The organism is Nonomuraea helvata, assembly GCF_039535785.1.
Taxonomy (GTDB): Bacteria; Actinomycetota; Actinomycetes; order Streptosporangiales; family Streptosporangiaceae; genus Nonomuraea; species Nonomuraea helvata.
Genome location: NZ_BAAAXV010000008.1, coordinates 159,138 through 183,913, shown reverse-complemented (window position 1 = coordinate 183,913; position 24,776 = coordinate 159,138). Strand labels below are relative to the sequence as shown.

At 69.8% G+C, this 24,776-nt stretch carries 26 protein-coding genes, 4 tRNA genes and 1 pseudogene; 15 read left to right on the top strand and 16 right to left on the bottom strand.

Annotated elements, in window-relative coordinates; genetic code table 11:
• Positions 1 to 12 precede the first annotated feature (12 nt).
• The 5 genes from ABD830_RS28265 to ABD830_RS28245 all read left to right on the top strand — a co-directional run bounded on the left by ABD830_RS28265 (position 13) and on the right by ABD830_RS28245 (position 1,970).
• A tRNA-Gly gene (locus ABD830_RS28265) sits at positions 13 to 84 on the top strand.
• 15 nt (positions 85 to 99) lie between these two features.
• Positions 100 to 170, top strand: a tRNA-Cys gene (locus ABD830_RS28260).
• 51 nt (positions 171 to 221) lie between these two features.
• Positions 222 to 293 (top strand) — tRNA-Gly (locus tag ABD830_RS28255).
• 19 nt (positions 294 to 312) lie between these two features.
• Positions 313 to 387 (top strand) — tRNA-Val (locus ABD830_RS28250).
• A 452-nt stretch (positions 388 to 839) separates the two neighbouring features.
• On the top strand, positions 840 to 1,970 hold the full coding sequence (locus ABD830_RS28245; RefSeq protein ID WP_344993678.1) for a hypothetical protein: 1,131 nt from the start codon (positions 840 to 842) through the stop codon (positions 1,968 to 1,970).
• 80 nt (positions 1,971 to 2,050) lie between these two features.
• Here the strand turns inward: ABD830_RS28245 and ABD830_RS28240 are convergent, their stop codons facing one another.
• The 4 genes and pseudogenes from ABD830_RS28240 to ABD830_RS28225 all read right to left on the bottom strand — a co-directional run.
• The gene (locus ABD830_RS28240; RefSeq protein ID WP_344993675.1) at positions 2,051 to 2,437 is read right to left on the bottom strand and encodes a hypothetical protein; all 387 of its coding nucleotides are present in this window, start codon (positions 2,435 to 2,437) and stop codon (positions 2,051 to 2,053) included.
• Positions 2,416 to 2,775, bottom strand: coding sequence for a hypothetical protein (locus ABD830_RS28235; protein ID WP_344993672.1), 360 nt, complete (start codon positions 2,773 to 2,775; stop codon positions 2,416 to 2,418). Before ABD830_RS28235 ends, ABD830_RS28240 begins: the two co-directional genes overlap by 22 nt.
• Positions 2,776 to 3,039: 264 nt before the next feature.
• Positions 3,040 to 5,274 (bottom strand): leucine-rich repeat domain-containing protein, encoded by a 2,235-nt coding sequence (locus tag ABD830_RS28230; RefSeq protein ID WP_344993669.1) that lies wholly within the window; start codon positions 5,272 to 5,274, stop codon positions 3,040 to 3,042.
• 67 nt (positions 5,275 to 5,341) lie between these two features.
• Positions 5,342 to 5,561: pseudogene (locus ABD830_RS28225) on the bottom strand (ISKra4 family transposase); the annotation flags it as partial.
• Between the two features lie 195 nt (positions 5,562 to 5,756).
• On the opposite strand from ABD830_RS28225, the gene ABD830_RS28220 reads away from it, so the two are divergent.
• Together ABD830_RS28220 and ABD830_RS28215 are read left to right on the top strand one after the other, a co-directional pair.
• Positions 5,757 to 6,968: a sensor histidine kinase gene (locus ABD830_RS28220; protein WP_344993667.1), complete on the top strand. Its 1,212-nt coding sequence runs from the start codon at positions 5,757 to 5,759 to the stop codon at positions 6,966 to 6,968.
• Complete coding sequence (locus ABD830_RS28215; RefSeq protein WP_344993664.1) at positions 6,956 to 7,600, top strand: response regulator; 645 nt, start codon at positions 6,956 to 6,958, stop codon at positions 7,598 to 7,600. Before ABD830_RS28220 ends, ABD830_RS28215 begins: the two co-directional genes overlap by 13 nt.
• Positions 7,601 to 7,667: 67 nt before the next feature.
• Here the strand turns inward: ABD830_RS28215 and ABD830_RS28210 are convergent, their stop codons facing one another.
• The 3 genes from ABD830_RS28210 to ABD830_RS28200 form a co-directional block, all read right to left on the bottom strand.
• Positions 7,668 to 8,834 (bottom strand): serine hydrolase domain-containing protein, encoded by a 1,167-nt coding sequence (locus ABD830_RS28210; protein WP_344993661.1) that lies wholly within the window; start codon positions 8,832 to 8,834, stop codon positions 7,668 to 7,670.
• A gap of 251 nt (positions 8,835 to 9,085) precedes the next feature.
• Positions 9,086 to 9,430: an ester cyclase gene (locus ABD830_RS28205; protein WP_344993658.1), complete on the bottom strand. Its 345-nt coding sequence runs from the start codon at positions 9,428 to 9,430 to the stop codon at positions 9,086 to 9,088.
• The gene (locus tag ABD830_RS28200; protein ID WP_344993655.1) at positions 9,427 to 9,867 is read right to left on the bottom strand and encodes a MarR family winged helix-turn-helix transcriptional regulator; all 441 of its coding nucleotides are present in this window, start codon (positions 9,865 to 9,867) and stop codon (positions 9,427 to 9,429) included. Before ABD830_RS28200 ends, ABD830_RS28205 begins: the two co-directional genes overlap by 4 nt.
• A gap of 127 nt (positions 9,868 to 9,994) precedes the next feature.
• Between ABD830_RS28200 and ABD830_RS28195 the strand changes: the two genes are divergently transcribed.
• The gene (locus tag ABD830_RS28195) at positions 9,995 to 10,165 is read left to right on the top strand and encodes an ATP-binding cassette domain-containing protein (RefSeq protein ID WP_344993652.1); all 171 of its coding nucleotides are present in this window, start codon (positions 9,995 to 9,997) and stop codon (positions 10,163 to 10,165) included.
• Positions 10,166 to 10,353: 188 nt separating this feature from the next.
• Here ABD830_RS28195 and ABD830_RS28190 read toward each other — a convergent pair whose 3' ends face one another.
• Complete coding sequence (locus ABD830_RS28190) at positions 10,354 to 10,713, bottom strand: MerR family transcriptional regulator (RefSeq protein ID WP_344993649.1); 360 nt, start codon at positions 10,711 to 10,713, stop codon at positions 10,354 to 10,356.
• Between the two features lie 64 nt (positions 10,714 to 10,777).
• Here ABD830_RS28190 and ABD830_RS28185 point away from each other — a divergent pair, with 64 nt between their 5' ends.
• The gene (locus ABD830_RS28185) at positions 10,778 to 11,125 is read left to right on the top strand and encodes a putative quinol monooxygenase (protein ID WP_344993646.1); all 348 of its coding nucleotides are present in this window, start codon (positions 10,778 to 10,780) and stop codon (positions 11,123 to 11,125) included.
• 7 nt (positions 11,126 to 11,132) lie between these two features.
• On the opposite strand, the gene ABD830_RS28180 is transcribed toward ABD830_RS28185, so the two are convergent.
• On the bottom strand, positions 11,133 to 11,507 hold the full coding sequence (locus ABD830_RS28180) for a VOC family protein (RefSeq protein ID WP_344993643.1): 375 nt from the start codon (positions 11,505 to 11,507) through the stop codon (positions 11,133 to 11,135).
• Positions 11,508 to 11,638: 131 nt separating this feature from the next.
• Between ABD830_RS28180 and ABD830_RS28175 the strand changes: the two genes are divergently transcribed.
• Positions 11,639 to 12,478 carry a mechanosensitive ion channel family protein gene (locus ABD830_RS28175; RefSeq protein ID WP_378521103.1) on the top strand — a complete coding sequence of 280 codons (840 nt, stop codon included), beginning with the start codon at positions 11,639 to 11,641 and terminating at the stop codon, positions 12,476 to 12,478.
• A gap of 49 nt (positions 12,479 to 12,527) precedes the next feature.
• Here ABD830_RS28175 and ABD830_RS28170 read toward each other — a convergent pair whose 3' ends face one another.
• Genes ABD830_RS28170 through ABD830_RS28155 form a run of 4 tightly spaced genes read right to left on the bottom strand, consistent with a single transcriptional unit; the run spans position 12,528 to position 16,476 of the window.
• Positions 12,528 to 12,839, bottom strand: a complete 312-nt coding sequence (locus ABD830_RS28170; protein WP_344993637.1) for a DUF6401 family natural product biosynthesis protein — start codon at positions 12,837 to 12,839, stop codon at positions 12,528 to 12,530.
• Positions 12,840 to 12,866: 27 nt separating this feature from the next.
• Positions 12,867 to 13,997 carry a bifunctional 3-oxoadipate enol-lactonase/4-carboxymuconolactone decarboxylase PcaDC gene (pcaDC, locus tag ABD830_RS28165; protein ID WP_344993634.1) on the bottom strand — a complete coding sequence of 377 codons (1,131 nt, stop codon included), beginning with the start codon at positions 13,995 to 13,997 and terminating at the stop codon, positions 12,867 to 12,869.
• Entirely contained in the window at positions 13,994 to 15,253 is a 1,260-nt protein-coding gene (locus ABD830_RS28160) for a lyase family protein (RefSeq protein WP_344993631.1), read from the bottom strand. The genes pcaDC and ABD830_RS28160 overlap by 4 nt, the downstream gene beginning before the upstream one ends.
• A gap of 56 nt (positions 15,254 to 15,309) precedes the next feature.
• Positions 15,310 to 16,476, bottom strand: a complete 1,167-nt coding sequence (locus tag ABD830_RS28155; protein ID WP_344993628.1) for a 4-hydroxybenzoate 3-monooxygenase — start codon at positions 16,474 to 16,476, stop codon at positions 15,310 to 15,312.
• 69 nt (positions 16,477 to 16,545) lie between these two features.
• Here ABD830_RS28155 and ABD830_RS28150 point away from each other — a divergent pair, with 69 nt between their 5' ends.
• Positions 16,546 to 17,325, top strand: coding sequence for an IclR family transcriptional regulator (locus ABD830_RS28150; protein WP_344993625.1), 780 nt, complete (start codon positions 16,546 to 16,548; stop codon positions 17,323 to 17,325).
• Here ABD830_RS28150 and ABD830_RS28145 read toward each other — a convergent pair.
• The gene (locus ABD830_RS28145) at positions 17,294 to 19,054 is read right to left on the bottom strand and encodes a thiamine pyrophosphate-binding protein (protein ID WP_344993623.1); all 1,761 of its coding nucleotides are present in this window, start codon (positions 19,052 to 19,054) and stop codon (positions 17,294 to 17,296) included. The two genes, ABD830_RS28150 and ABD830_RS28145, sit on opposite strands and share 32 nt — an antisense overlap.
• 87 nt (positions 19,055 to 19,141) lie before the next feature.
• Between ABD830_RS28145 and ABD830_RS28140 the strand changes: the two genes are divergently transcribed.
• The 3 genes from ABD830_RS28140 to ABD830_RS28130 all read left to right on the top strand — a co-directional run bounded on the left by ABD830_RS28140 (position 19,142) and on the right by ABD830_RS28130 (position 22,187).
• Positions 19,142 to 20,035 carry an SDR family oxidoreductase gene (locus ABD830_RS28140; protein ID WP_344993620.1) on the top strand — a complete coding sequence of 298 codons (894 nt, stop codon included), beginning with the start codon at positions 19,142 to 19,144 and terminating at the stop codon, positions 20,033 to 20,035.
• Between the two features lie 124 nt (positions 20,036 to 20,159).
• Positions 20,160 to 20,738 carry a helix-turn-helix domain-containing protein gene (locus ABD830_RS28135; RefSeq protein WP_344993617.1) on the top strand — a complete coding sequence of 193 codons (579 nt, stop codon included), beginning with the start codon at positions 20,160 to 20,162 and terminating at the stop codon, positions 20,736 to 20,738.
• A gap of 30 nt (positions 20,739 to 20,768) precedes the next feature.
• The gene (locus ABD830_RS28130) at positions 20,769 to 22,187 is read left to right on the top strand and encodes an NAD(P)/FAD-dependent oxidoreductase (RefSeq protein WP_344993614.1); all 1,419 of its coding nucleotides are present in this window, start codon (positions 20,769 to 20,771) and stop codon (positions 22,185 to 22,187) included.
• A gap of 8 nt (positions 22,188 to 22,195) precedes the next feature.
• On the opposite strand, the gene ABD830_RS28125 is transcribed toward ABD830_RS28130, so the two are convergent.
• Entirely contained in the window at positions 22,196 to 23,083 is an 888-nt protein-coding gene (locus tag ABD830_RS28125) for an SDR family NAD(P)-dependent oxidoreductase (protein WP_344993611.1), read from the bottom strand.
• Between the two features lie 71 nt (positions 23,084 to 23,154).
• Here ABD830_RS28125 and ABD830_RS28120 point away from each other — a divergent pair, with 71 nt between their 5' ends.
• Positions 23,155 to 24,075 (top strand): LysR family transcriptional regulator, encoded by a 921-nt coding sequence (locus tag ABD830_RS28120; protein WP_344993608.1) that lies wholly within the window; start codon positions 23,155 to 23,157, stop codon positions 24,073 to 24,075.
• 15 nt (positions 24,076 to 24,090) lie between these two features.
• Here ABD830_RS28120 and ABD830_RS28115 read toward each other — a convergent pair whose 3' ends face one another.
• Positions 24,091 to 24,741, bottom strand: coding sequence for a TetR/AcrR family transcriptional regulator (locus tag ABD830_RS28115; RefSeq protein ID WP_344993605.1), 651 nt, complete (start codon positions 24,739 to 24,741; stop codon positions 24,091 to 24,093).
• Between the last annotated feature and the right edge of the window lie 35 nt (positions 24,742 to 24,776).

The window sequence follows — 24,776 nt, the reverse complement described above, 5'->3', positions numbered from 1 at the left end:
CCCGGGGTTAACGCGGAAGTGGCTCAGTGGTAGAGCATCACCTTGCCAAGGTGAGGGTCGCGGGTTCGAATCCCGTCTTCCGCTCGGAGCAAGACTCCTGGTGGAGTGGCCGAGAGGCGAGGCAGCGGCCTGCAAAGCCGTCTACACGGGTTCAAATCCCGTCTCCACCTCGGCCTGGCTGGCGGACCCTCCGGGATCCGCTAAAGTAAAAGCAGCACCACGCGGAAGTGGCTCAGTGGTAGAGCATCACCTTGCCAAGGTGAGGGTCGCGGGTTCGAATCCCGTCTTCCGCTCTGAGTTCTAACTCAATACGGACGATTAGCTCAGCGGGAGAGCGCTTCCCTGACACGGAAGAGGTCACTGGTTCAATCCCAGTATCGTCCACCATGCAGAAAGAGAGCCCCAGGTCCCAGGCCTGGGGCTTCTTGTTGTTATCGGTTGATCATGGATGTTGTCAGCACCGGTGCTGACCCGTGATGGCCCCGGTCGGGATCTCACCCTTGACGACCTCGCAACCGCCGTTCAGGCTCGCCTGTGCGCAAGTTCGCACATCCGGAGCAGTGGAGGCCATCATGGCGCTACGGTTCATCGGCATCGACGGCACCAGCGAGCACGGGGTTGTCCCTCAGTCTGGGTCGATGACAGAGACGGGTGGCGTCTGAATTACCGCGACATTTGCGCTCAGGTCGCGAGAGGAAGAAGTCATGTCAGCAAACGGGCAACGGCCCGACGACCAGCCCGCGTTATCCGACAGCGGCGACAGCGGCAGACGATTACCAGCAGACGTCGTCGTGCCAGAGCTCTCTCGCCGGACCTTTCTGGGGAGCAGCCTCGGAGCCATGGCGGTGGCCTCGCTGCCCTGGGTCGGCGCGCCCATCCCGACGCCATGGCCCTGGGCTCTTCGCGGCAAGCCCGGCCCTGGGGTGACGTACGGGATCGGTGCGGTGGCGGTCCAGGACAGGAGAGTCTCGATGGCCTCCCGTCCTTTCGTATTCGTGCGAGCGGATGACAGTCATCTGTGGATTCTCTGGAAAAACCCCGCTGACATCTGGGAATGGGTCGACCAAGGGGGAAAGGTCGACCGACCCGTTGGTGTCATCGCCCTCGACGACGATCCGAATGGGAATCGACCCTACGCGTTCGTCGTGCGAGATGGACATCTCTGGGTGCGCTGGTGGAACGGCGCAAACTGGATCTGGTCCGATCAGGGGCAGCCGGCGAGCGTCGACGTTCTCAATGGCCTCGGCGCGGTGACGGTCGCGCTGAAGCGGACGATGGATCTCGCCCCCTTCGCCGTCGTAACCGGCAGCGACGGCAATGCGTGGGTGAACTGGCAGAACGTGTTGTCCTGGAACTGGTACAACATGGGTTCGCCCGGCGTCGCGATCGGCTCCTCGATGGGAGTTCTCGCCGTCCCGGACTTCCGAACCGGCGAGCAGAGCCTGCAGGTCTATGTGTGGGACGGCAGGCAACTGTGGCTCGGTGTCACGGACATGGTGTCCACGCGATGGACCGCCCTTGGTGGGCCTCGCTACCCCGCGGTGATCAGTGGATCGGCCGGTGCGGCGATCATCATAAGCGCCTCGGAGGATCTCGCGCAGCCCTGCTGCTTCGTTCTGAGCGCATCAACCGGCGACCTCTGGGCCTGTCAGGACGGCACCTGGCTCAACATGGGCGCCCCGCCGAGTGACCATTACGCCAAAACCGGTTTGGGTGCGAGACGCGTCCTGGACATGAACAACGGCTCCCAATACGCACTGGTCTTCGTGACCGACGGCAACGACTCCGTCTGGGCCTGTCGGTGGGACGGCACCAGTCCGGTCTGGGAGGATCACGGGAATCTGACTGGCCATACCATCGACGCGGGCGTCGGCGTCACCATCACACAGACCTCGCCTGGGGCAACTTGGCTGCCCCATGCCTTCATGCGAACCACAGACGGGCTCGTATGCGAGAACTGGCAGCAATAGGGCCCATCTGAGCGACGTCGCCGGATATCGCTCAGGTCTTCAAAGCAAGGCGGCCCGCCTCAGAAGCTGGGGCGTGTCCGCTACAAGGGAATGACGTACGCGTTGGTGCTAGATCGGCCGGTGCCGTTCACGGCGGTGATGTACAGGAACGGCCGGCGGGGATCGACGTCGGTGGGCGTGGTGAAAGGGACCCATGCGGCACTCGCCTCGTCCGGGCCTTGGGCGACGGTGCCCGTCTTCATCGCCGCACCGGCCCGAGCGTACTGGACCTTGATCGTCCCGCCCGCGAGGTTGCGGCCAGTGATCGCGATCCCCGCCGCGTTCCTGGTCGCGCCGACGATGAGCGGCGCGTTCCACGAGGCGTGGAGGTCGTCGCTCAACGACGGGGTCATCCAGTTGAGGCGGCAGGTCAGGAACGGGTCCCAGCCGTAGGAGATCACCTTGGTCACGGCCGCGCCGGCCGCCATGACCTGGGCATCCAGCCGTTTCTTGGTCGTCCGGCCGCGTAGCGGCAGTGGGTCGGCCCGGCCGCACTCGCCGGCCACCGGGACGGCACCTCGTCGCGGCCGTACACGGGCACCTTGCCCGTCCCGCGCCCGACCTGCACGGCGACGACCATGGGCGCGCCGTGCGCGGTGGCGGCGATGGCGAGCAGCCCCGGCCCCACCCGTTCGGGCGGGAAGGTGTCCTGTGAAACGTTGAACGGGGGCAGATCACCACCGGGCTCGGGCACGAGGGCGTCTCGGCGATAACCGCCCGCGAGATGGCCGCCTGGCGCGATCACCTGGCCGCCGCCGGGCGGCACACGAAGACGGCAGCAATATGATCACGCGCATATGAGCGACATCACCGAACCCCCGATCGCCCGGGTTGACGTCGTGCGCGAGACCCTCCACGGCATCACACTTGAGGATCCCTACCGGTGAATGGAAACCGAAGGTGAGGAGTTCCACCACTTGGACGGCCAGGCCAGGCACGCCCGCGAGCACCTGGATGCCCTGCCGCACCGCTCTGGCCTGCTGACCCGGATCCGACGCCCCGGGATGTTCGCGACTGCTGTAAGGGAGGATCAGCGCGTTTCCGCGTCCTCGTCGTCCCAGTCCTCGTCGTCCCAGTCCCAGTCCTCGTCGTCGATCAGCCAGTCCGGCGGTGAGATGAGCGGGTTGCCCCTCACCCGAAGCTCTGTGACTGTGAGGTTCTCCAGCCACTCGGGCAGGGCAGTGATTTGGTTGTCGCCCAGGTTGAGTTCCTCAAGGGCGGTGAGACCTCTTACCCACTCGGGCACCTCGGTGAGATCGTTCTCGCTCAAGTCGAGGTAAGTGAGGTTGGCCAGGTTGGCCATGGTGTCAGGCAACGCGCTCAACTGGTTGCCGCCCAGGCTGAGGCAGCCGAGGTTGGCCAGGTCACCCATGGTGTCAGGCAACGCGCGCACCTCGTTGGCGTCCAGATTGAGGTACCTGAGGTTGGCCAGGTTGCCGAAGGTGTCAGGCAACGTCGTGAGCTCATTGTGCGGCGCCTCGAGCCAGGTGAGATTGACGAGGCCGCCGAACGTGTCCGGCAACGTTTTCAGATGGTGATTGCCGGACAGATTGACCTTGGCGAGGTTGACGAGATGGCCGAAGCTCTCGGGCAATGTCGTGAGCTTGTTGTGCGACAAGTCAAGCTCCCTGAGACCGATGACGCCGCCGAACGTGTCCGGCAAGGTGCTCAGGTGGTTGCCGTACAGATTGAGCTTGGCGAGGCTGACAAGGTCGCCGAAGGACTCGGGCAATCCTGTGAGATTGTTGTGCGACAGGTCGAGCTCGACGAGATCGGCGAGACCACCGAAGGTATCCGGCAACAGGTCCAACCGGTTACCGCTCAGCTCCAGCTCGCCGAGATTGCCGAGATCGCCGAAGGTGTCGGGCAACGCGGTGAGCTTGTTCTGCGACAGATCAAGCTCGGCGAGACCGGCGAGGGTACCGAATGTGTCGGGCAACAGGTCCAGCTGATTGTTGCTGAGGTCCAGCTCGGTAAGGCCGGTGAGATTACCCAGCCAGTCGGGCAGAACGCTGAGCCGATTGCTGTACAGCTTGAGCTTGGTGAGATTGGTGAGCCCAGCCAGCCCGCTTGGCAGGACAGCGAGGTCGTTAACTCCCAAATTCAGCTCGGAGAGGTTGCTCAGCGTCTCCGGCAGTTCGGCGATGCGGTTGCCGTACAGGTTGAGTTTGGTCAGGTTGGTGAGCCGGGCTATGCCGTCCGGCAATACGGTGAGCTTGCTGTCTTGCAGGTCGAGTTCGGTGAGGTTGCTCAGCGTCTCCGGCAGCGCGGCGATCCGATTTCCGCCGCCCAGGTACAGCCTGGTGAGGCTGGTGAGCCTGCCGAACGTTTCCGGCAGAGCGGCGAGCCGGTTGTAGCAGACGTTCAGCTCGACGAGGCTGGTGAGCTCGCCCAGCGTGTCCGGCAACGTGGTCAGCTGGTTCATGGCCAGGCTGAGATCGGTGAGGTTGGCGAGGTCGCCGAACGCCTCCGGGAGCACGGTGAACCGATTGTGGCCCAGGTCGAGCGTGGTCAGGCCGGTGAGCCTGCCGAACGTTTCCGGCAGAGCGGTGAGCTGGTTGTACCAGAGGTTCAGCTCGGCGAGGCCGGTGAGGTCGCCGATCGAGTCCGGCAGGACGGCGACATTGTTGAAGGCCAGGTCGAGAACCGTGAGGTTGGACAGATCACCCAGCCACTCGGGTAAATGGGTGATCCTGTTGTCCCGCAGCTTGAGCACCCTCAGATTGGCGAGGTTACACAGCCAGTTCGGCAATGCGGTGAGGCGGTCGCCGCCGGTATTGAGCTCCAGCGTGGTGAGGTTGGTGAGGCCGCCTAACGCATCAGGCAGGCTGACGAGCTTGCTCCCTGACAGTTTGAGCTCGGTGAGGTTCGCGAAGCCCCCCAGCCATTCGGGTAATTCAGCGAACAGATTGTTTCTCAGGTCGAGCCTGGTAATACCGGTGAGGTCGCGCAGCGCCTCAGGCAGGCTGTCCAGCTCCAGACCGGAAAGGTCCAGGTCAGAAGCACCGCTTTCCAGCGCCGCGGCGATCCGCCTCTCGGCCTCGGGAGACACCTCGATCCACCCCACTTCGACATCCTGGCGAAGCGGATCGGCTCCGCCCGCCGCCTCCAACGGCATCGCCGGCAACCGATGACCGGTGCCGCGCGCGATCGACGACGGAATGAAGTGCCCCTGTTTCAGTGACGGCGGTGCCGGTCTTGATTCCCGCTCACCGGCGGCCGACCCGGCCCTGACATACGGGGCACACTGATGATCTCCGCACATCGAGGCCACCCTAGTGGCAATGCCGGGAAGTCGGAGGGGTGCGGCTCCTTCTGAGGGACCGGGCTGATCAGGTGGTGTGCTCGTTATCGTGCCGACCGTGGATGCGCTGATGTTCTTGGCCGAGGTGATGGCGCCATTCGGGCAGGTCGTTGTTGGTGATGAGGGCGGAGTTTCAGGATGGCTCCGGCCAGGCCCCAGCGGGCGCCGGTGATGTCGAGGCGGTCGGCGATGAGGTGGCGGCAGGCGCCTTCGATGACGCCGGTCGCGATGGGCCGTCCAGCGGCCAGCCCCGGCTCGTCCAGCGCCGTCACCTCCACGCCGCCCAGGAGCACCCGGCCGGAGTTCGGCATGTCGAGACCGGCAACTCAGCCCCCATCAATATCTCCTGACCTGCACAAACGTAGGAGCCGGTGCGGCGGGGCGACATCCCACCGGTGGGCGTCTTGGCGGTGGTGCGCGCACTGCCATGCAGAATGTGGCCCATGAACGTCCTGACGGCCATGCGGAATGCGGCGCTCTTCCTGATCATCGGGTTGAGCACCGCGCTGCTCGCCCTGCCGCTGTTCTGGCTGGCTGTCTGCGCCGCGCTGCTGAGCCTGGCCGGCATCGGCCTGCCCCTGGTCCCGCCGGCGACGCACCTGGTCAGGCGGCTGTCGGGGTGGCAGCGCCGGCGCCTGGGGATGCCTGCTCCGCCGTACCTGCCGCTTGAAGGGCCGCTGCCGGTGCGCCTGCGCGCGGCCGTGGGCGACCCCGCCACCCCGCGGGAAGTGCTCTGGCTCCTCGCGCACGGCCTCACCGGCATCGTGCTCGGCTTCCTGGCACTCGGCCTGCCCCTGGCCGCGCTCAACGCAGCCACCCTGCCGCTGTGGTGGCGGCTGACGACGGGCAGCCCGCCATCGGTGCTCGGCTACGCAGTCGACTCCTGGCCGCTGGCCCTGACCGGCCCGTTGGTCGCCACGGTCTACCTGGGCGCGGCCTGCCTGGTCCTGCCGCCCGCCGCCGGCCTGTCAGAACGGCTCAGCCGCAGCCTGCTCAAACCCCTGGGCCGCGTACGGCTGGCGCAGCAGGTGGCACTGCTGACCGCGGCTCGGGCCTCGGCACTCGAGGCCCACGCACAAGAACTCAGACGCATCGAACGCACCCTCCACGACGGCACGCAGAACCGCCTGGTCGCCGTCGTCATGCACCTCGGCCTGCTCGAACGCGCCCTGGCGGGCGCCCCGGAAAGCACCCGGCAACTGGCCGGACGGGCCCAAGAGGCCGCCTCCGACGCCCTGGTCAACCTGCGCGATGCCATCCGGGCCATCCACCCGCCCGTCCTCACCGAGTACGGGCTCGACGGTGCGCTCGCCGCGCTGGCCGCGCGCAGTCCCGTCCCCTGCACCGTCGAGATCACCGACTTCCCTCGCCTGCCCGCGGCCGTCGAGGCGGCGGCCTACTTCACCGCCGCCGAAGCGCTCACCAACGTCGCCAAACACAGCCACGCCAACAAGGCCGTGGTGCGGGTGCACCTGGACGGCGGCCTGCTGATCACCGCGATCGAGGACGACGGCGTGGGCGGCGCCCACAGCGGCACCGGCAGCGGCCTGACCGGAATCGACCACCGAGCCGCCGCCTTCGGCGGCCGAACCACCCTGACCAGCCCGCCCGGCGGGCCGACCGTGCTGAAAGTGGAGTTGCCATGCGGGTTGTGATCGCCGAAGATGACGCGCTGTTGCGCGAGGGGCTGGCCCTGCTGCTGGCCGCAGAGGGCATCGAGGTGCTCGCCGCCGTCGACAACGCTGCCGACCTGCTCGCCGCCGTCACGGAAAAGGCGCCCGACGCGCTCATCGTGGACGTACGGCTGCCGCCGGACTTCAGCGACGAGGGTCTGCGCGCGGCCATCGAGGCCAGGCGGACACGGCCCGAGCTGCCCGTGCTGGTGCTGTCCTCCTATGTCGAGGACACCTACGCATCCGCCCTGCTCAGCAAGGGTGGCGTGGGGGTCGGTTACCTGCTGAAGGAGCGGGTCGGCAAGGTGCAGTCCTTCCTCGACGCGCTCCACCGGGTGGCCGAGGGCGGGACCGCCATCGACCCCGAGGTGATCGCCCAGCTCCTGGTCCGCCGTCGGGCCGGAGACCCGCTCCACGCCTTGACCGCGCGTGAGCGGGAGGTGCTCGCGCTGATGGCGGAGGGGTTGTCCAACACCGATCTGAGCGAGCGGCTGGTCATCAGCGAGGGTGCGGTCAACAAGCACATCAGGAACATCTTCGCCAAGCTCGGCCTGCAACCCTCCGACAGCGGCCACCGCAGGGTCCTAGCCGTGCTCGCCTACCTCAAGGCCTGACCGGCAAGGGACTGGCTCGTGAGGATCTGACCCGCGAGAACCTGGCTCGGGCTTGCCCCGAGGGGCCCTACCTTCCCGCGCAAAGGGCCGTGTCAAGGGCGGCGTCGAGCTGCTTGTCACCGTCTGCCGTGAGAGACTCCGCGGTCGCGGTGACCGTGGCCGACCGGCCGCCCTCGGTGATGCCGCTACGGGTCGAGTAGCCGCCGACATCACCACTGTGCCCCCACGCGAGGCCGCCGCAGCTCAGCAGGATCTTCGTCAACCCGAGCCCATACCCCCACCCCTGCGGGGCCCCGGCCACCGGGACGGTCCGCTTCATCTGCTCCAGCATCGACGGTGTGAGGAGCCTGCCCCCCAGCAGCGCGCCCAAGAACCGGTTGACGTCCCGCGGCGTGCTGACCAGCTGCCCGGCCGCCCACCCCCTGGACGGATCCATCTCCGACACGTCCACCGGTTCGCCGCCCGGTTTGCTGGTCTTGGACTTGTAAGCCCCGGGGTGGACACCCCGGATCTTCTGCTCACCGGCAGCGGGCCAGTAGGTGTCACCGAGCCCCAGCGGCGTCATGATCCGATCGGTGATCTCCGCACTCACCGGCCGGCCCGTGACCTTCTGCACCAGCAGCCCGAGCAGAACGTAGCCGGTGTTGCTGTAACCCCAGCTCTTGCCGGGTGCGAACTGCGGCTTCTGCGTCAGAGCCAAGTCGAGCAGCTCCCGGGGCTCGAAGTAACGGTGCTGGCTTTCGAAGAACGTTCCCGCGATGGCCCTGCCGTGCTCGGGCATGCCGGAGGTGTGCTGGAGCAGCTGGCGGACGGTAATCAGGCGGCCGTCGTTCCCGTTGCCGCGTACCAACCCTGGCAGATACGTCTCGACCGGCGCGTCCAGCTTGACCTTGCCCTCGCCGGCCAGCTGCAGCACGACCGCGGCGGTGAAGGTCTTGGTGATGCTGGCGATGCGCACCTGCCCGTTGACCGGGACCTTCGCCCGCGTGACCAGGTCGCCCACACCTGCGGTGTAGTCCCAGCTGCGCCCGTCGCGCTCCCTGACAGCGGCCAGCGCACCGGGGAACTCGCCGCCGCTGACCAGATCGTGCAGCGCCGTCTGCACGGCGCCGCCCGGCCGGTCCTGGGGGGCGACGTCGGCGGTCGCCGGGCTGAGGGTCCCCAGAGCGAGGGCCAGAACCGCCGCGCCGGCCGCCCAGGCCGGGCGGAAGGGGACAGCAGGATGCTGAGACATCGGGAAACTCCCTTGATGACGTGGTTGCGATGTCCTCAAGCATGTCGGCGCGACCAACTCGCGATCGATCCCACGCGTGGGTGTTTCCGCACTACAGCCAGCGCTACCAACGGCCCGGGAGACCCTGGGCCGCACCCACTGTCCGGCCGGAGGCATCGACGACGCCCTCATCCAGCCCTACTCCGGCCATGCCAGCCGCACCTCGCTGGAGATCACGCCCCTGGCTGCCCGATCGCGTGCGACTGGTTCGCTCAAGAGTCGCGTCGCAGCGACGACAGCCCCCACAGCTCAGCGATACGCCCGTCGCGCACCCGGAACATCTCCAGCATGGTCGGTGGCTGCGTACCGGGGATGCCGTGCACGCTCGTACGGACGGCGACCGTGTCCCCCTCGACGATCATGTCCTCGACGACCACCCGAGCATCGGGGAACGTCTCATGGAACCGCTGCCACGCTCGGGTGACGCTATCCGGCCCGGTCGTGTCCATGGGGTGGCTGTAGAAGTCCGCCGTGAAGATCTCCGCCGCGGCCGCGTGGTCGTGGGCGTTGAACGCGGCGTACATGCGCCGGGCAGCGGCCCGCAGGTCCTCGGTCATGGGTTCTCCTGTTCGATGATGTTCGCGCGGACACGGCGTAGCACGCTCAGCACGATCTCCCGCTGTTCCGGGGCGACACCGTGCAGCAGCCGCTCCTGGTACACCTGGTGCGATCGCTCCAGATCGGCCGCGGCCCGCTCGCCCGCAGTGGTCAGCGCGGCCAAGGTGTAGCGGTTGTCCGCCGGGTCGAGGCGACGGCCGATCAGCCCTTCGGCCTCGAACTCCTTGACCAGCCGGGTGACGCTCGCACCATCGATGCCCAGCGTCCGGCGCAGGTCGCTGTGGCTGGTCTCGCCGTCGCGCCACAGACGGATGAGCAACTGCACTCGGTGGGGGCTCATGCCCACGTGCCTGGCGAACGCCTGCCGCAGCTCGGCGCAGGCGCCGCCGAGCTCACGGAAGAAGGCGTCCTCAGGCGTCTCCTCACGTATCACCATCTCTTTATATCTTCAACTCTTGATGACATCAAGAGATTCCCAGGCCTGACTGTCCTTCGAATCGGGGACAGTCAGGGTCGACCGGTTGATGGTGGCGGGCGGGACTCACCGATCGGATGCTGGAGGCATGACTGGGGCTGCGGTGAGGGTCAGGGGCCTGATCAAGCAGTACGGCGATGTGCATGCGCTCCGCGGCATCGACCTGGACATCGGCATGGGTGAAGTGCTCGGGATCCTCGGCCCCAACGGCGCGGGCAAGTCCACCATCGTGGAGATCTCGGAGGGCTACCGCCAGTGACGCGGCCGAGCTCACCGTACGCGAGACGGGCCGGCAAACGGATCCGCCGGCTCTCCGGCGGCCAGCGGCAGGATGGCACACTCAAGCGCCTGGCAGGGACTCCCATGCCACCCGTGGCCTATTTCATCGGCCGCCCCGTTCGGGCTCTGCCCCCAACGCTTCATGGCGCTGCCCACGTGGCGGCCGGTTCAGACGTGGATGGCTGCTCGGGTGGAGGCTTCGAGGATGTCGCCCAGAGCGGTTTGGGCTCGGGTGAGGTCGGCTATGCGGGAGTCCAGCTCGGCGTACTGGGTTCTCAGGTGGTCGAGAACGCAGGCCTGCAGCTCGGTGCCGTCGCCGACGAAGCAGGGCATGAGCTCGCGGATGACCTTGGTAGGGAGCCCGGCAGCGAGCAGGGTGCGGATGCGGCCGACAGTGGCGGGGGCCTCGGGATCGTAATGCCGGTGGCCGCCTTCGCTGCGGTGGGAGGTGAGCAGCCCCTGGGCCTCGTAGTAGCGGAGGAGACGTACGGCCACGCCTGTTTCGCGGGACAGCTCCCCGATCTTCATGTGACCCACCTCATAGGGCAGCGGCTTGAATCTGACACCGATGTCACATCCTAACGTTGATCGCATGACGACGACTTCGACGGCACCAGCGCCCGTTTCGCTCTACGGATTCCTGACCCCCAAGCCCGGACACGCCGACGAACTCAGGAAGCTCCTGATGGACCTTGTCGAGCCGTCTCGGGGGCACGAGGGCAATCTTGAATACCACCTCCACGAGCAGGAAGACGGCCGATTCTTCCTCTATGAGGTCTGGCGTTCGCAGGAGGACCTCGACCGGCACAACGCGACCCCACTGCTGCGCGCCTTCATGGACGAACTGTCCGAGCACATCGAAGGAGCACCCGAGGCTTACTTCGGCGCGATGAGGAGTCCCCATCCGGCCATCGTGGTCTGCGCGCGGACACCGTTCTGACCCGGGGTCAGGGCCAGGTCTTCGCCTCCGCCTCGAACCGGTCGCTCTCCACGGGCAGCACGCAGAGCACGTGCCCGCCGGGCGCCCGCAGGATGCGGCACTCTTGCCACTGCGACACCTCCGTCGCCCCGAGCGCCACCAGCCGCCGGGTCTCGGCCTCGATGTCGTCCGTCTCGATGTCCACGTGGAATCGGGGTGCGTCGTCCACAGCCTGGACGGCCACGTCGAGGCCCGGAACGGCCCCGTGCAGCGAGGTGAACTGCTCGTATCCGGGGAGCGGGCTCGCGGTGGCCCCGAGCGCCCCCGCCCAGAACGTCGCCGCCTGCTCGGCCTCGGACGCGGGGGTGTCGATGAGAAGGGCGTACATCCGGCTGCGGTGCATGACGATCACCCTAGCTGCCACCCCGATGCAATGTCGCCTTGTGCGAAGTTTCGACTGCGCTGCGTGCATACACCGATTCCGTACGGGTAGCAGCGCGTTGCATTGGCTCCTCGGAGGAGGGAACCGTGGACATCAACATAGGCCAAGGTCTGTCTGACGCCTGGCGGGCGATCGCGACGTTCGTTCCGAAGCTGGTCGCGATGCTGGTGATTCTCGTCATCGGCTACCTCGTGGCCAAGGCGCTGGAGAAGATCGTCGACAAGATACTCGAACGCGTCGGCTTCGACCGGGCGGTGGAGCGCAGCGGCATACAGCGGTGGCTGGAGCGGAGCAAGTACGACGCCAGCAGCCTGCTCGCGAAGATCGTCTTCTACGCGATCCTGCTGGTCACCCTGCAGCTGGCCTTCAGCGTGTACGGGCCCAACCCGATCTCGTCCATGCTGAACGGCGTGGTCGCCTGGCTGCCCCTGGCGCTGGTCGCCATCGTGATCATCGTGGTCGCGGGTGCGGTGGCCAAGGGCGTCAGGGACGTCCTCGAAGGGATGCTCGGCGGGCTCTCGTACGGCCGCTGGCTGGCGACGGCCGCCTCGGTCTTCATCTGGGCGCTGGGCATCATCGCGGCGCTCAACCAGATCGGCGTGGCCACGACCGTCACGACGCCGGTGCTGATCACGGTGCTCGCCACCCTCGGCGCGATCGCGGCGATCGGCTTCGGCGGCGGGCTCGTCCGGCCGATGCAGCAGCGCTGGGAGCGCTGGCTGGGCCGCATCGAGCGGGAGGCGCCGCAGGCGAGGGCGCACGCGGAGGCGTACCAGCGGGGCCGCGAGGACGCGCGGGCGATGTCGGAGGAGACCACCCCCATCCGCACGGGCCCGGCGGCCACGACCACCCCGCCGCGCACGGACATGCCACGTACGGACATGCCGCCGCGCACGGACGTGCCGCCGCGTCCGGAGATGCCTCCGGAGTGACCGCGCCCAGCGGGAGCCCCGCTCGGGGGCCCGGCGTGGACCCGGCGAGTCAGGCGGGCAGGCCGTCTTCCAGGAAGCCCAGTTCGCGGGCCAGCCAGCAGACGGCCGTCAGCCGGAGCGCGGCCGCGTCCGGCTCGCCGGTGAAGATCCAGCCGCGCTGCCGCAGCTCGTCGAGGAAGCCGAGCAGGTAGTCGCCCAGCGTCTCCCGGTCGAGCGGGATCGCGTCACGCAGCACTGCGGCGTGCTGGTCGACCGCGGCCACCAGCCCCGGGTCGCGGTCCATCCGGGCGAACTGTGCGTCGCCCAGCGTGTTCATCAGCCAGCGCAGGGGCGTAGCCGCCCACCCTTCCTCAAAGACCACCAACCAACTGTAAAGCATCTCCCAAGGTCAACGGCCCTCCGCGTCGATTTCGGCGAGGGTGCGGCGGGCCACCGCGAAGGCGGCGTTGGCGGCCGGAACCCCGCAGTAGACGGCCGTCTGGAGCAGCACTTCCTTGATCTCGTCCCGCGTGAGCCCGTTCCGTAAGGCCGCTCGGACGTGCATGGCGAGCTCGTCCAGGTGGCCCCGCGCCACCAGCGCGGTGAGCGTGACGCAGCTGCGGGTGCGCCGGTCGAGGCCGGGCCGGTTCCAGATCTCGTTCCACGCGTAGCGGGTGATCAGCTCCTGGAAGTCCCGGGTGAAGTCCGTGGTGGCGGCGACCGCCCGGTCGACGTGCGCGTCCCCGAGCACCTCGCGCCTGGTGCGCATCCCCGCCGCCAGGCCGTCCTCCACGACAGGAGGCGGTTGGTCGTCTGACAGGTGGCCGACGATGGCGGCGGTGACCGCCTTGGGGCGTTCCACGTTGGCCAGGTGGGAGGCGCGCGGCACCACCGTCAGGGACGCTCCCGGGATGCTGTTGGCCAGCGTGAGCGCCTGGTCGAGCGGCGTGGCCGGGTCCTCGGCGCCGGCGATGACCAGCGTGTGCGCGGTGATCTCCCCCAGGCGGCGCGTCAGGTCGAAGGCGGCGATGGCCTCGCAGCAGGCGGCGTACGACTTGGCGTCCACCCCCACCAGCTGGTCGAACACCCACTGGCCGTCGAAGTCGGGCGTGAACCAGCGGGCCTTGAGCGTCGGGACGAGGGCCGCCACCCCCTTGCCGCGCACCAGCGCCGCCCGCCCCAGCCACGGCCCCGGCTCGCCGAACCTGGCCGACGTGCAGCAGAGCACCAGCTTGCGCACCCGGTGCCGGGCGCGCGTCGCGATGGTCGTGGCGATCGCGCCGCCGACCGAGATGCCGCCCACCGCGAACCGCTCGGGCTCGACGAGATCGAGTACGGCCCGCGCCAGGTCGTCGATCGTGAACCCGGCCGCGACCGCCGGCGAGCCGCCGTGGCCCGGCAGGTCGTACCTGAGGACCCGCCAGGAGTCGGTGAGCGCGGGCAGCTGGGGCTCCCAGATCTCCATCGTGGTGCCGAGCGAGGGCCCGAGCACCAGCAGCGGCGCGTCGGGCGGGCCGTCGATGCGGTGGTGGAGTTTCACGGTTGCTCCCGATAGGTGGCGAGAATGCGGTCAACCAGCTCAGCGGCCGCCCCGAGGTACGCCTCCGGATCGAGCAGCTCATCGGGGACGGGGAGCCGCGATCCCGCCGCGGACAGGGCCTGCTTGAGTGTCCGCGGGTCGAGGTGGGCGGACAGGCGTTCGGCGACCAGACGGCCGCCGGTCAGCTCGGCGTTGGCGCGCATCCGTTCGGGGAACACCCGCAGCCCGGCCACCAGCTCCGCCGCGGTCTCGGCCGCGCCGCCCGTGAGCCGGAGCGCCTCGCGCAGCGGCAGCCACTCCGCCTGCCAGGCCCCCGCGGCCCGCTCGTGCTCGCCGATCTGCCCCAGCACCTGCGTGTACGCGGGCACCTGGAGCGCGGCCGACCGCACGAGAACGGAGAGCGCCGGGTTGCGCTTCTGCGGCATGGCCGACGAACCGCCGGTGGACGACTCGGCCACCTCCCCGACCTCGGTCTGCGCCATGAGCACGATGTCGGTGGCCGGCTTGCCGAGCGCCCTGGCCGTGCCGGCGAGCGCGGCGCCCAGCTCGGTGACGGCGGAGCGCTCGGCGTGCCACGGGATCGCGGGCGCCGCCAGCCCGATCTCCTCGGCGAACACCTCGACGAGCATCAGCGCGGTGACGGGACCGGCGTCCGCCCGTTCGGCGACGGCGGCCAGGGTGCCGGCCGCGCCGCCCAGCTGGGCCGGCAGGCGCAGCTCGCGCAGCCGGGCGCGGGCGCGCAGGAGCCCGGCCAGCCACCCCGCCGCCTTCAGCCCGAACGTGGTCGGCACCGCCTGCTGCCCCAGCGTCCGCGCGGCCATCACCGTGCCTCTGTGCCGCTCGGCCAGCTCGCCCAGATCCCGCATGATCGCGCTCAGATCGCCCACGATGGCACGTACCGCCCGCGTGGCCACGAGCATGGCCGCGCTGTCCAGGATGTCCTGGCTGGTCGCCCCCAGGTGCGCGTACGAGGCCGCCCCCGGCACGGCCCGCCGCAGGTCCGAGACCAGCGGCACGACCGGGTTGGCCGACTGGCGGGCGCGTCTGGCGAGGTCGGCCGGGTCGAGGACGAGCGCGGCCGCCGTCCTGTCGATGGCCGCGGCCGCCTCGGCGGGGATGAGCTCCAGCCGGGCCTGCGCGCGGGCGAGCGCCGCCTCGGCCTCCAGCATGGCCCGCAGCCAGGCCGCGTCCGAGGTGATCTCCTCCGCTCGAGTGCCTGCCCAGACCGGGGCGAGCAGGCCGCCGTCAGCGCTCAATGAAGCCTCCAGCACTCAAATGACCCGGCACTCGATGAAGCCTCGCCCCTGATGTATCACGGCAACCCCACGTAGTTCTCCGCCAGGGTGGTCGCCGCCGCCTCCGACGAGGTGACGTAGTCGAGGTACGAGAGCTGCAGCCGCCGCGCGTACGGGTCGTCGTCCTCGAACGTGTGCAGCAGCGTCGTCATCCACCACGAGAAGTGCTGTGCCCGCCAGACCCGCTTCAGGCACGCGGCGGAGTAGCCGTCGAGCAGCTCGGTCGAGCCGTCCGCGAAGTACGCGGCCAGCGCCTCGGTCAGCACGCGGACGTCCGCGACGGCCAGGTTGAGCCCCTTGGCGCCGGTCGGCGGCACGATGTGCGCGGCGTCCCCAGCCAGGTAGAGCTGCCCGTACTGCATGGGCTCGGCCACGAACGCCCGCATCGGCGTGACGCCCTTCTCCATGATCTCGCCGGTCGCCAGCGTGAAGCCGGGCACACTCTCCAGCCGCGCCTTCAGCTCGGCCCAGATCCGCTCGTCCGGCCACTCCTCTACCCGGGCGTCGGCCGGGACCTGCAGGTAGAAGCGGCTGACGGTGGGCGAGCGCATGCTGTGCAGCGCGAAGCCACGCTCGGTCCTGGTGTAGATGAGCTCCTCCGACGAGGGCGCGACCCTGGCCAGGATGCCGAGCCAGGCGAAGGGATAGTCCCGCTCGAAAACGCTCAGAACGCCCTCGGGGACGGCCGGTCTGGATACGCCGTGGAAGCCGTCGCACCCGGCGATCACGTCGCAGTCGAGCCGCTCGCCGCCGAACGTGAGGTAGGGGCCCGAGTCCGACCTCGACTCCAGCGAGTGCAGGGCCACGTCCTCGACCTCGAAGCGCACGTCGCCGCCCGCCGCGAGCCTGGCCGCGATCAGGTCCTTGACCACTTCCTGCTGGCCGTACACGGTGATGGACCTGCCCGGCACGAGCTTCTCGAACGCGATGCGGTGGCCCGCGCCGCCGTACCTGAGCTCGATGCCGTGGTGCGGCAGCCCCTCGCGCAGCATCCGCTCGCCGACGCCCGCCTCGATCAGCGTGTCCACCGTGCCCTGCTCCAGCACTCCGGCCCGCACCCGCCGCTCGACGTACTCGCGGCTGCGCTTCTCGAGCACCACGGAGGAGATGCCGCGCAGGTGGAGCAGATGAGACAGGAGCAGGCCGGCGGGCCCCGCGCCGATGATCCCGACCTGAGTTCGCATGAGGGAAGCATCCTGCCTCGACCGTGCTTTGGCCGAGATCTCCCTTCCGCTCAGTGGAAGAATGGCTCCATGGCAGGCGGATCACGCGACCCCGGGCGTTCGGTGACGTCCAAGGTGCTGGCCGTTTTGGGCGCGTTCGACCCGGCGCATCCGCAGCTCACGCTGACCGAGCTGGCAAGGCGCAGCGGGCTGCCGCTGAGCACGGCGCACCGGCTGGTCGCCGAGCTGGAGGGCTGGCAGGCGCTGAGCCGCGCGCCCGACGGGCGGCTGCGGGTGGGGCTGCGGCTGTGGGAGCTGGGTCAGCTCGCGCCCCGGCCGCTCCACGAGCTGGCGCATCCGTGGCTGCAGGAGCTGTTCACGAGCACGGGCGAGAACGTGCACCTGGCCGTGCGCGACGGGCTCGAGGTGCTCTACGTGGACAAGGTGTACGGCAGGCGGGCGGTGCCCATCGTGTCCAGGACCGGCGGCCGGCTGCCGATGCACCCGACGGGGGTGGGCAGGGCGCTGCTGGCGTACGAGCCGGACTGGTTCGTGAAGTCCTACCTGGCGCGCCGGCTCGAACGCCCGACCCCGCACACGATCACCGAGCCGGGGCGGCTGGCCAGGGAGCTGGCGGTGGTGCGCGCCCAGGGGTACGCGCTGACGTACGAGGAGATGACCTTGGGCACCTGCTCGGCGGCGGCGCCGATCCTCGTGGAGGGGCGGCCCGTGGCGGCCGTGGGCATCGTGGTTTCGTCCCGGCGCGCCCGCGAGCTGCCCCGCCTGATCGATCCGCTGCTGAACGCGGCGGCGGGCATCGCGACGGACATCGCGAAGATCAGTCCCCCATCTTCTGGATCCGGTCCTTGAACAGGGTGGTGGCGATGGCGGCCTTGTGCGGCTGCCCCTTGAGGAACGCCTGCGCGAAGTTCTTCGCCTGCTCGTAGGAGACCTTGCCGGGCATGGGCGGCTCGTTCGGGTTGACGTCCACGTCCACCAGCGCCGGGCCGTCGTACGCGAGCGCCTGCCCGATCGTCAGGGCCACGTCCTCCGCCTTGACGACCTTGGCCGCGAACCCGCCGCACGAGCGGGCCCAGGCCGAGAAGTCGGCTTCGGGCTCGGGATAGCGCACGCCGTGCTCCGGGTAGCCGAGCACCATCTGCTCCCACAGGATCTGGCCGAGCGAGTTGTTGTTGTTGATGATCACCTTGACCGGCAGCCGGTGCTGCACCGCCGTCAGGAACTCGGCCATCAGCATCGAGAAGCCGCCGTCGCCGACGTACGCGATGACCTGGCGGCCCGGGAAGGCGTGCTGCATGGCGATGGCGTACGGCAGCCCCGGCGCCATCGTGGCGAGCGTGCCCGACAGGTAGAACTGGCGCCCGCCCCGGATCGTCCAGTGCCTGGCGGCCCAGGTGGCGATGGTGCCGCTGTCGCAGGTCAGGATGGCGTCGTCGGTCGCGAGCTCGTCGAGGACCGACACGACGTACTGCGGCGCGATGGGATCCCGGTCCGGGTTCTCCAGGGTGTCCATCTCGGCCCGCCACTTGCCCATCATCGTCTGATATTTCGACAGGTGAGCGTGACGGTCCCGGTGGGTCAGCAGCGGCAGCAGCGCCTGCAGCCCCTCCTTGGCGTCGCACACCACGGGCACGTCGGTCGCGATCCGGGCCCCCGCCCTGGTCGGCTCCGCCTCGAACTGCACCACGCGCGCCGCCTCCGGCAGGAACTTCGTGTACGGGAAGTTCGTCCCCACCATGAACAGCACGTCGGTCTCGTCCATCAGCTCCTCGCTCGGCCGGGTGCCGAGCAGCCCGATCCCGCCGGTCGTGTACGGCGAGTCGTCCGGGATGACCGCCTTGCCGGGCAGCGTCTTGACCACGGGCGCCCCGAGCGCCTCGGCCACGGCCAGCACCTCCGGCCCGGCGTGCAGCGCTCCCTGCCCGACGAGCATGGCGGGGCGCTCGGCCTCGTTGAGCACGTCGGCCGCGCGCCGGAGGTCCTCGTGCCGCGGGATGCCCGCCGGCTGCAGGTAGATGGGCGCGGTCTCCGGCGCACGCGCGGGCGCCACGGTCCTGTACGGCTCCGCGCCCGCCTCGGCCACCTGGATGTCGTTGGGCACCGTGAGATGGGAGACCCCGCGCCGCGCGTAGGAGGTCCTGATCGCCAGGTCCACCAGCGAGGGCAGCTGCGCCGGGTTGGTGATCATCATGTTGTACTCGGTCACGTCGGCGAAGAGCCGGTCCAGGTGCACCTCCTGCTGGTAGCCGGTGCCCAGCACGGACGTCTCCTGCATGCCGGTGATCGCCAGCACCGGGACGTGGTCCAGCTTGGCGTCGTACAGGCCGTTGAGCAGGTGGATGCCGCCGGGCCCCGAGGTGGCCAGGCACACGCCGATCCGCCCGGTGGCCTTGGCGTAACCGGTGGCCATGAAGGCCGCCGCCTCCTCATGGTGGACGAGGACGAAGCGCACCCGGTCACGGTGGCGCCGCAGCCCCTCCATGATGCCGTTGATGCCGTCGCCCGGCAGGCCGAAGACGGTGTCGACGCCCCACTCGGCGAGCCGTTCTATCAGGGATTCCGCTGCGATTCGAGCCATGTGAGCGGCCCTACCCTGCTCGCCCGCTGACAGACGCTTTTACCAGATTCCTTGTCATTTCCTGAGATTCACGGGTAGAGGGGCGGCATGCGCATTCTGGTCACGGGAGCCACGGGCACGCTCGGCAGTGCACTGGTGCCCGCCCTGCTCAGAGCGGGCCATCAGGTGCGGGCGCTGAGCCGTACGAAGCGGGAGAGCCGGGGGAACGTCGAGTGGATGTGGGGCGACCTCGTCTCCGGCAACGGCGTCGCGGACGCCGTGCGGGACGTCGACGTGATCGCGCACCTCGCCACGGGCGGCCGCAAGGGCCGCGGCGCCGTGGACGTGACCGGCACGCGCAAGCTGGTCGCCGCCACCCGCGAGTCGGGGTACGCGCACCTGCTGTACACCTCGGTCGTCGGGGCCGACCGCGTCGCCATCGGCCATCTGCGGCACAAGCTGGAGGCCGAGCGCCTGGTCTCGGAGAGCGACCTGGGCTGGACGATCCTGCGCGCCACCCCCTTCCACCAGTCGCTCGACCGGCGGCTGGGCGACTTCGAGTCGCTCCCTGTGCTCACCGTGGACCGCACGGTGCCCTGGCAGCCGGTCCACGCCGGCGAGGTGGCCACCCGCATCACCGAGCTGATCGCCGCGGGCCCCGCGATGGACGAGATCGAGTACGGCGGCCCCCAGGTGCTCAGCACGGAGGAACTGGTCAAGACGTGGCTGCAGGCCAGGAACCTGCACCGCCCCTGCCTGCCCGTCCGCTTCCCCGGCAGCCTGTACGCGGCCCAGCGCGCCGGCGACCTCCTGACGGACGCCGAGCCCAAGGGGCGGATCACCTGGCAGGGCTACCTCTTCCCGCCGCCGCCCGAGCCCTCAGACGACTTCGCCGCCGAGCACACCGCCTCGCCCACCAGCCCGGCCAACCAGCCGGAGCAGGACCCCGACCTGCACGTCTACGGGGGCGACGAAGGCTACGAGCGGCCGACCCGCGGCTGATCCCCCTTTACGCACTCGTTACGTATCTTCTGTACGGTGCTTCAGTGCCACTTAACAATTTGTTCAGTGGCGTCAATCGAGCGCTTCCCGGCAAGAAGGCTGGCGTCCCCATGGGAACGATGTGATGACCGGGCCGGAGACCGCCCGCTTGGGTGCGCGAATCCGGGCCTACCGCACCATGCGCCACATGACCGTACGCGCTCTCGCGACCGAGGCCAAGGCGAGCGCAAGCTTCATCAGCCAGTTGGAGCGCGGGCAGACCAGCTCAAGCATCGGTATGCTGCGGCGCATCGCCTCGGCGCTCGGACTCACGGTCGCGGATCTCTTCAACGAGGAGGACGAGATCGGCCACCGCGTGGTGCGCCGAGAAGCACGTCCGGAGCTGCACACCGCCCCCGGCACACGCAAGTTTCTGATCTCTCAGCGTCCGCTCCAGAACGTGGAAGTCTACGCCGCGGAGTTCGATCCGGGCTCGTCCACAGGGGACGAACCGTACACCCACAGCGACTCCCAGGAGATCCTCCTGGTGATTCGCGGGCAGGTCACGCTCTGGCTCGGCTCGGACGGCTCCGCCACCGCACACTTACTGAAGCCTGGGGACAGCGTGGAGTACCGCACATCGGTCCCCCACCGGGTGGTCAACGAGTGCCACGAGACCGCCGAGGTCCTCTGGATTGTCTCCCCGCCCACCACATCCGTTTGAACAGGCTTCACACCTCCTCAAGGAAGTTCGATGACAGATATTCCGCTGACCGGGGACTTCGCCAACGGCGGGGTCTCCTTCTGGTACCGCCAGATCGGCCTGCCGGAAAGGCGTCCCGCGCTGCCGGGGCCGCGCTCGTACGACGTGGCCATCGTCGGCGGCGGCTACACCGGCCTGTGGACCGCGTACTACCTGAAGAAGGCCGAGCCGGGGCTGCGGATCGCGATCCTGGAGAAGGAGTTCGCCGGGTTCGGGGCGTCGGGGCGGAACGGCGGCTGGCTGTCGGCCGAGTTCGCCGGGTCGCGCAAGCGGCACGCCAAGGCGCGCGGGCGGCAGGCGATGATCGATCTGCAGCACGCCATGTTCAGCTCCGTAGACGAGGTCATCGAGGTGACCCGCCAGGAGGGCATCGACGCCGACATCCACAAGGGCGGGCTCATCCACGTCGCGACGAACCCGGCCCAGCGGCGCAGGCTCCGCGCGGAGCTCGAGGACCTGCGCGCCTGGGGGTACGGCGAGGAGGACATGCGCCTGCTGGACCGCGACGAGCAGCGCGAACGCGTGCAGGTCGCGGGCACGCTCGAGGCCGCCTACTCGCCGCACTGCGCCCGCATCCAGCCCGCCAAGCTGGCCGTCGGCCTGGCCGAGGCGGCGGCCCGGCTGGGCGTGGACATCTTCGAGAACACCACGGTGACCGCGATCCGGCCGCGGCGCGACAACGCCCAGGCGGCGGCGATCACCACGCGCGGGGCGGTCTCGGCGGACTACGTCATCCGCGCCACCGAGGGCTTCACCGCCTCGCTGGCCGGGCAGCACCGCCAGTGGCTGCCGATGAACAGCTCCATGATCGTCACCGAGCCGCTGCCCGCCGAGGTGTGGAAGCACATCGGGTGGCAGGGCAACGAGCTGCTCGGGGACGAGGCGCACGCGTACATCTACGCGCAGCGCACGGCCGACGACCGCATCGCGATCGGCGGGCGCGGGGTGCCCTACCGGTACGGCTCGCGTACCGACGTCCGGGGCGCCACGCAGCCGCAGACGGTGGCGCTGCTCTGGCGGATGCTGGTCAAGCTCTTCCCCGCGGCCGCGGACGCGCGGATCCAGCACTCCTGGTGCGGCGTGCTGGGCGTGCCGCGCGACTGGTGCTCGACGGTCCACCTCGACCACGCGACGGGGCTCGGCTGGGCGGGCGGCTACGTCGGCAGCGGCGTCACGACGACCAACCTGGCCGGGCGCACGCTCCGCGACCTGGTGCTGCGCCATGACACCGAGCTCACGGCCCTGCCGTGGGTGGGCCGCCAGGTGCGCCAGTGGGAGCCGGAGCCGCTGCGGTGGACGGGGGTTCAGCTGATCTACGCGCTGTTCCGGGCCGCCGACCGCCGGGAGAACGACCACGGCACCACGACGTCGCCGTACGCCCGCCTGGCGAACCTGATCTCGGGCCGCTGAGCCGGGCGTCAGGGGATGACGATACGGTCCTGCTCTGTGGGCGGCGTGCCGCCGTACCAGGGCAGGGGTTTGCCGAAGCGGACCAGCTCCCCGTACAGGGCGGGGTCGGCGCCCTCGCCGAGCACCAGGTCGAGCACCGCCCGCGCGGCCTGGGCCGGCGTCTGAGCGTGGCCGTACTCGCTGAACCAGGGCCGCGAGGCCCGGGTGTCGACCATGCCGGGGCAGACGGCGGCGATCAACGTGCCGGTGGCGAGGTCGCGCTCGCGGCGCTCGGCCGCGACCGCGCGCACGGCGGCCACCTGCGCCACCTTGGAGGGCACGTTCAGCCAGCGCGGCCAGCCGGCTTCGTCGAGCGTCCCGGCGTGGATGGCGTCGCGCCAGGACTCGACGGCCTGCTCGACCTGGTCGAGCGAGGCGCCGTCGAACAGGTGGTGCAGCCGGGGGTCGAGGTGGCCGAGAGTGCCCAGACTGCTGGCCACGACGATGAGCCGCCCGCCGGGCCTCAGTATCGGGCCGTACGAGCGCAGGATCGTGTGGGTGGCCGCGTTGGCGACGTCGATGAACTCGTCGGCCTGCTCGGCCTGCGACCTGTCGGGCAGGTTCGGGGCGATGGCGTTGGAGATCACCACGTCCACCCCTCCGTGGCGCTCGCGCAGCTCATCGGCGAGCCCGGTCACGGCGCCGGTGTCGGCGACGTCGAGCACCCGGCCCTCCACCCGGCTGCGCGTGCCGGGCGACCGCACGACCTCGCGGGCGGCGTCCGAGACCCGCCGGGCGTCGCGGCCGGTGAGCAGGACCAGGTCGTCCGGGGCCATCCGGGCGGCCAGCCCTTCGACGAGGGCGCGGCCGAGGCCCTGGTTCGCCCCGGTCACCAAGGCGATGCGTGGATCGTTCATGCCGCCACGCTAGGAGGCGGCTCGATCATGAGTCCAACGAAAGTTACGCACACCTGGTATGCGTAGACGTCATGGATTTCAGCGACGTGTCGCTGACCGCGCTGCGGGTCTTCCGCGCCGTGGCCGAGCAGGGCACCTTCACTGCCGCCGCGTCCGTGCTGGGCTACACGCAGTCGGCGGTGTCCCGGCAGATCGCCTCCCTGGAACGGGCCGCGGGGACGGACCTGCTGGAGAGGCGGCGCGACGGCGCCCGGCTGACCGCCGCCGGCCGCGTCGTGCTGCGCCGGGCCACCGTCGTGCTGGACGAGATCGACGCGACCGCGCGGGAGCTGTCCGGCCTGCCGGCCCGGGCCGGGGTCGTGCGGGTGGGCTGGTTCCCCAGCGCGGGCGCCGTCCTGCTGACCAGGGCTCTCGTCGCGCTGCGCCGTACGGACCCCGCCATCACGGTCGTCACCCGGGAAGGCAGCACCCCGGCACTCGTCCGCGCGCTGCGTGCCGGCAGCCTGGACCTGGCCGTGCTGGCGTCGGCGCCACCGTTCCGGCCGCCGGACGCCGAGTCGCCGCCGCTGACCGTCCAGACGCTCGCCGAGCGTGGCCTGCGCCTGGCCGTGCCCGCCGCCCACCCCCTCGCCCACGGCGACTACATCGACGTCGCCGACCTGCGCGGGCAGCGCTGGATCGCCGGCCCGGCGGGTGACGACCTGGTGATGGGGGCGTGGCCCGGCCTGGACGAGAAGCCCGACATCGCCCATACCGCCCGCGACTGGCTCGCCAAGCTCCATCTCGTCGCGGCCGGCTGCGGGCTGACCACCGTGTCCGCCCTGCTCACCGCAGCCGCGCCGCCGGGCGTACGCATCCTGCCGGTGAGGGGCGGCCCGCAGGAGCACCGCCGCCTCCTCCTCGCCCGCCTGCCGCACCCGCCGACGGAGCCGGTCGCCCGCGTCGCGGACGCCCTGCGCACCGCCGCACTCGACACCGAAACACCGACGTGACCCGAGCCGCGAAAGTCAGCCTGCCGCCTTGATCAGGGAGTCGAGTGTGAGCGGCGGCGCCGGCGGCAGGGGCTCGGCGTGCTCGGCCCGGAAGGACTGCAGCAGGTACGCCACCAGCCGCCGCGACGCCGCCGCCGCGGCCTGGCTCGTTCCGGTGGCGACGCCGCAGTTGGCCTTGAGCACCAGCGTCAGGTCGGCCAGGTCGAAGTCGGCCCGCAGCCGCCCCGCGGCCTTGGCCCGCCGCATCACCTCGGCGAAGCCCTGCTCGGCCCGCATCCGCGTACGCTCGTAGTCGATCGCGTCGGGGAACGCCGTCAGGAACGCCTCGGTGAACCCCCGATCGGCGACCTGCATCGCGCACACCTTCTCGATCATCGAGCAGAACCCCCGCCACGGGTCCGGATCGGCCAGCGCCTCGTCCACGACCGACGCGCACGTGGCCAGCTCGTCGCCGAACACCTCCGTGATCAGCGACTCCCGCGACGGGAAACGCCGGTAGAGCGTGGCCACGCCGACCCCGGCGCGCCGCGCGATGGCCGCCATGGGCACGTCGAGCCCGCGCGTGGCGAACGACTCCCGCGCGGCCTCGAGGATGCGCACGCGGTTGTGCCGCGCGTCGGCCCGCAGCACCTGCGCGGACTCCATCTGAGAGGGATGATCAGGCATATTTCTCACATTAACGTAAATGGACGGCCCCATCC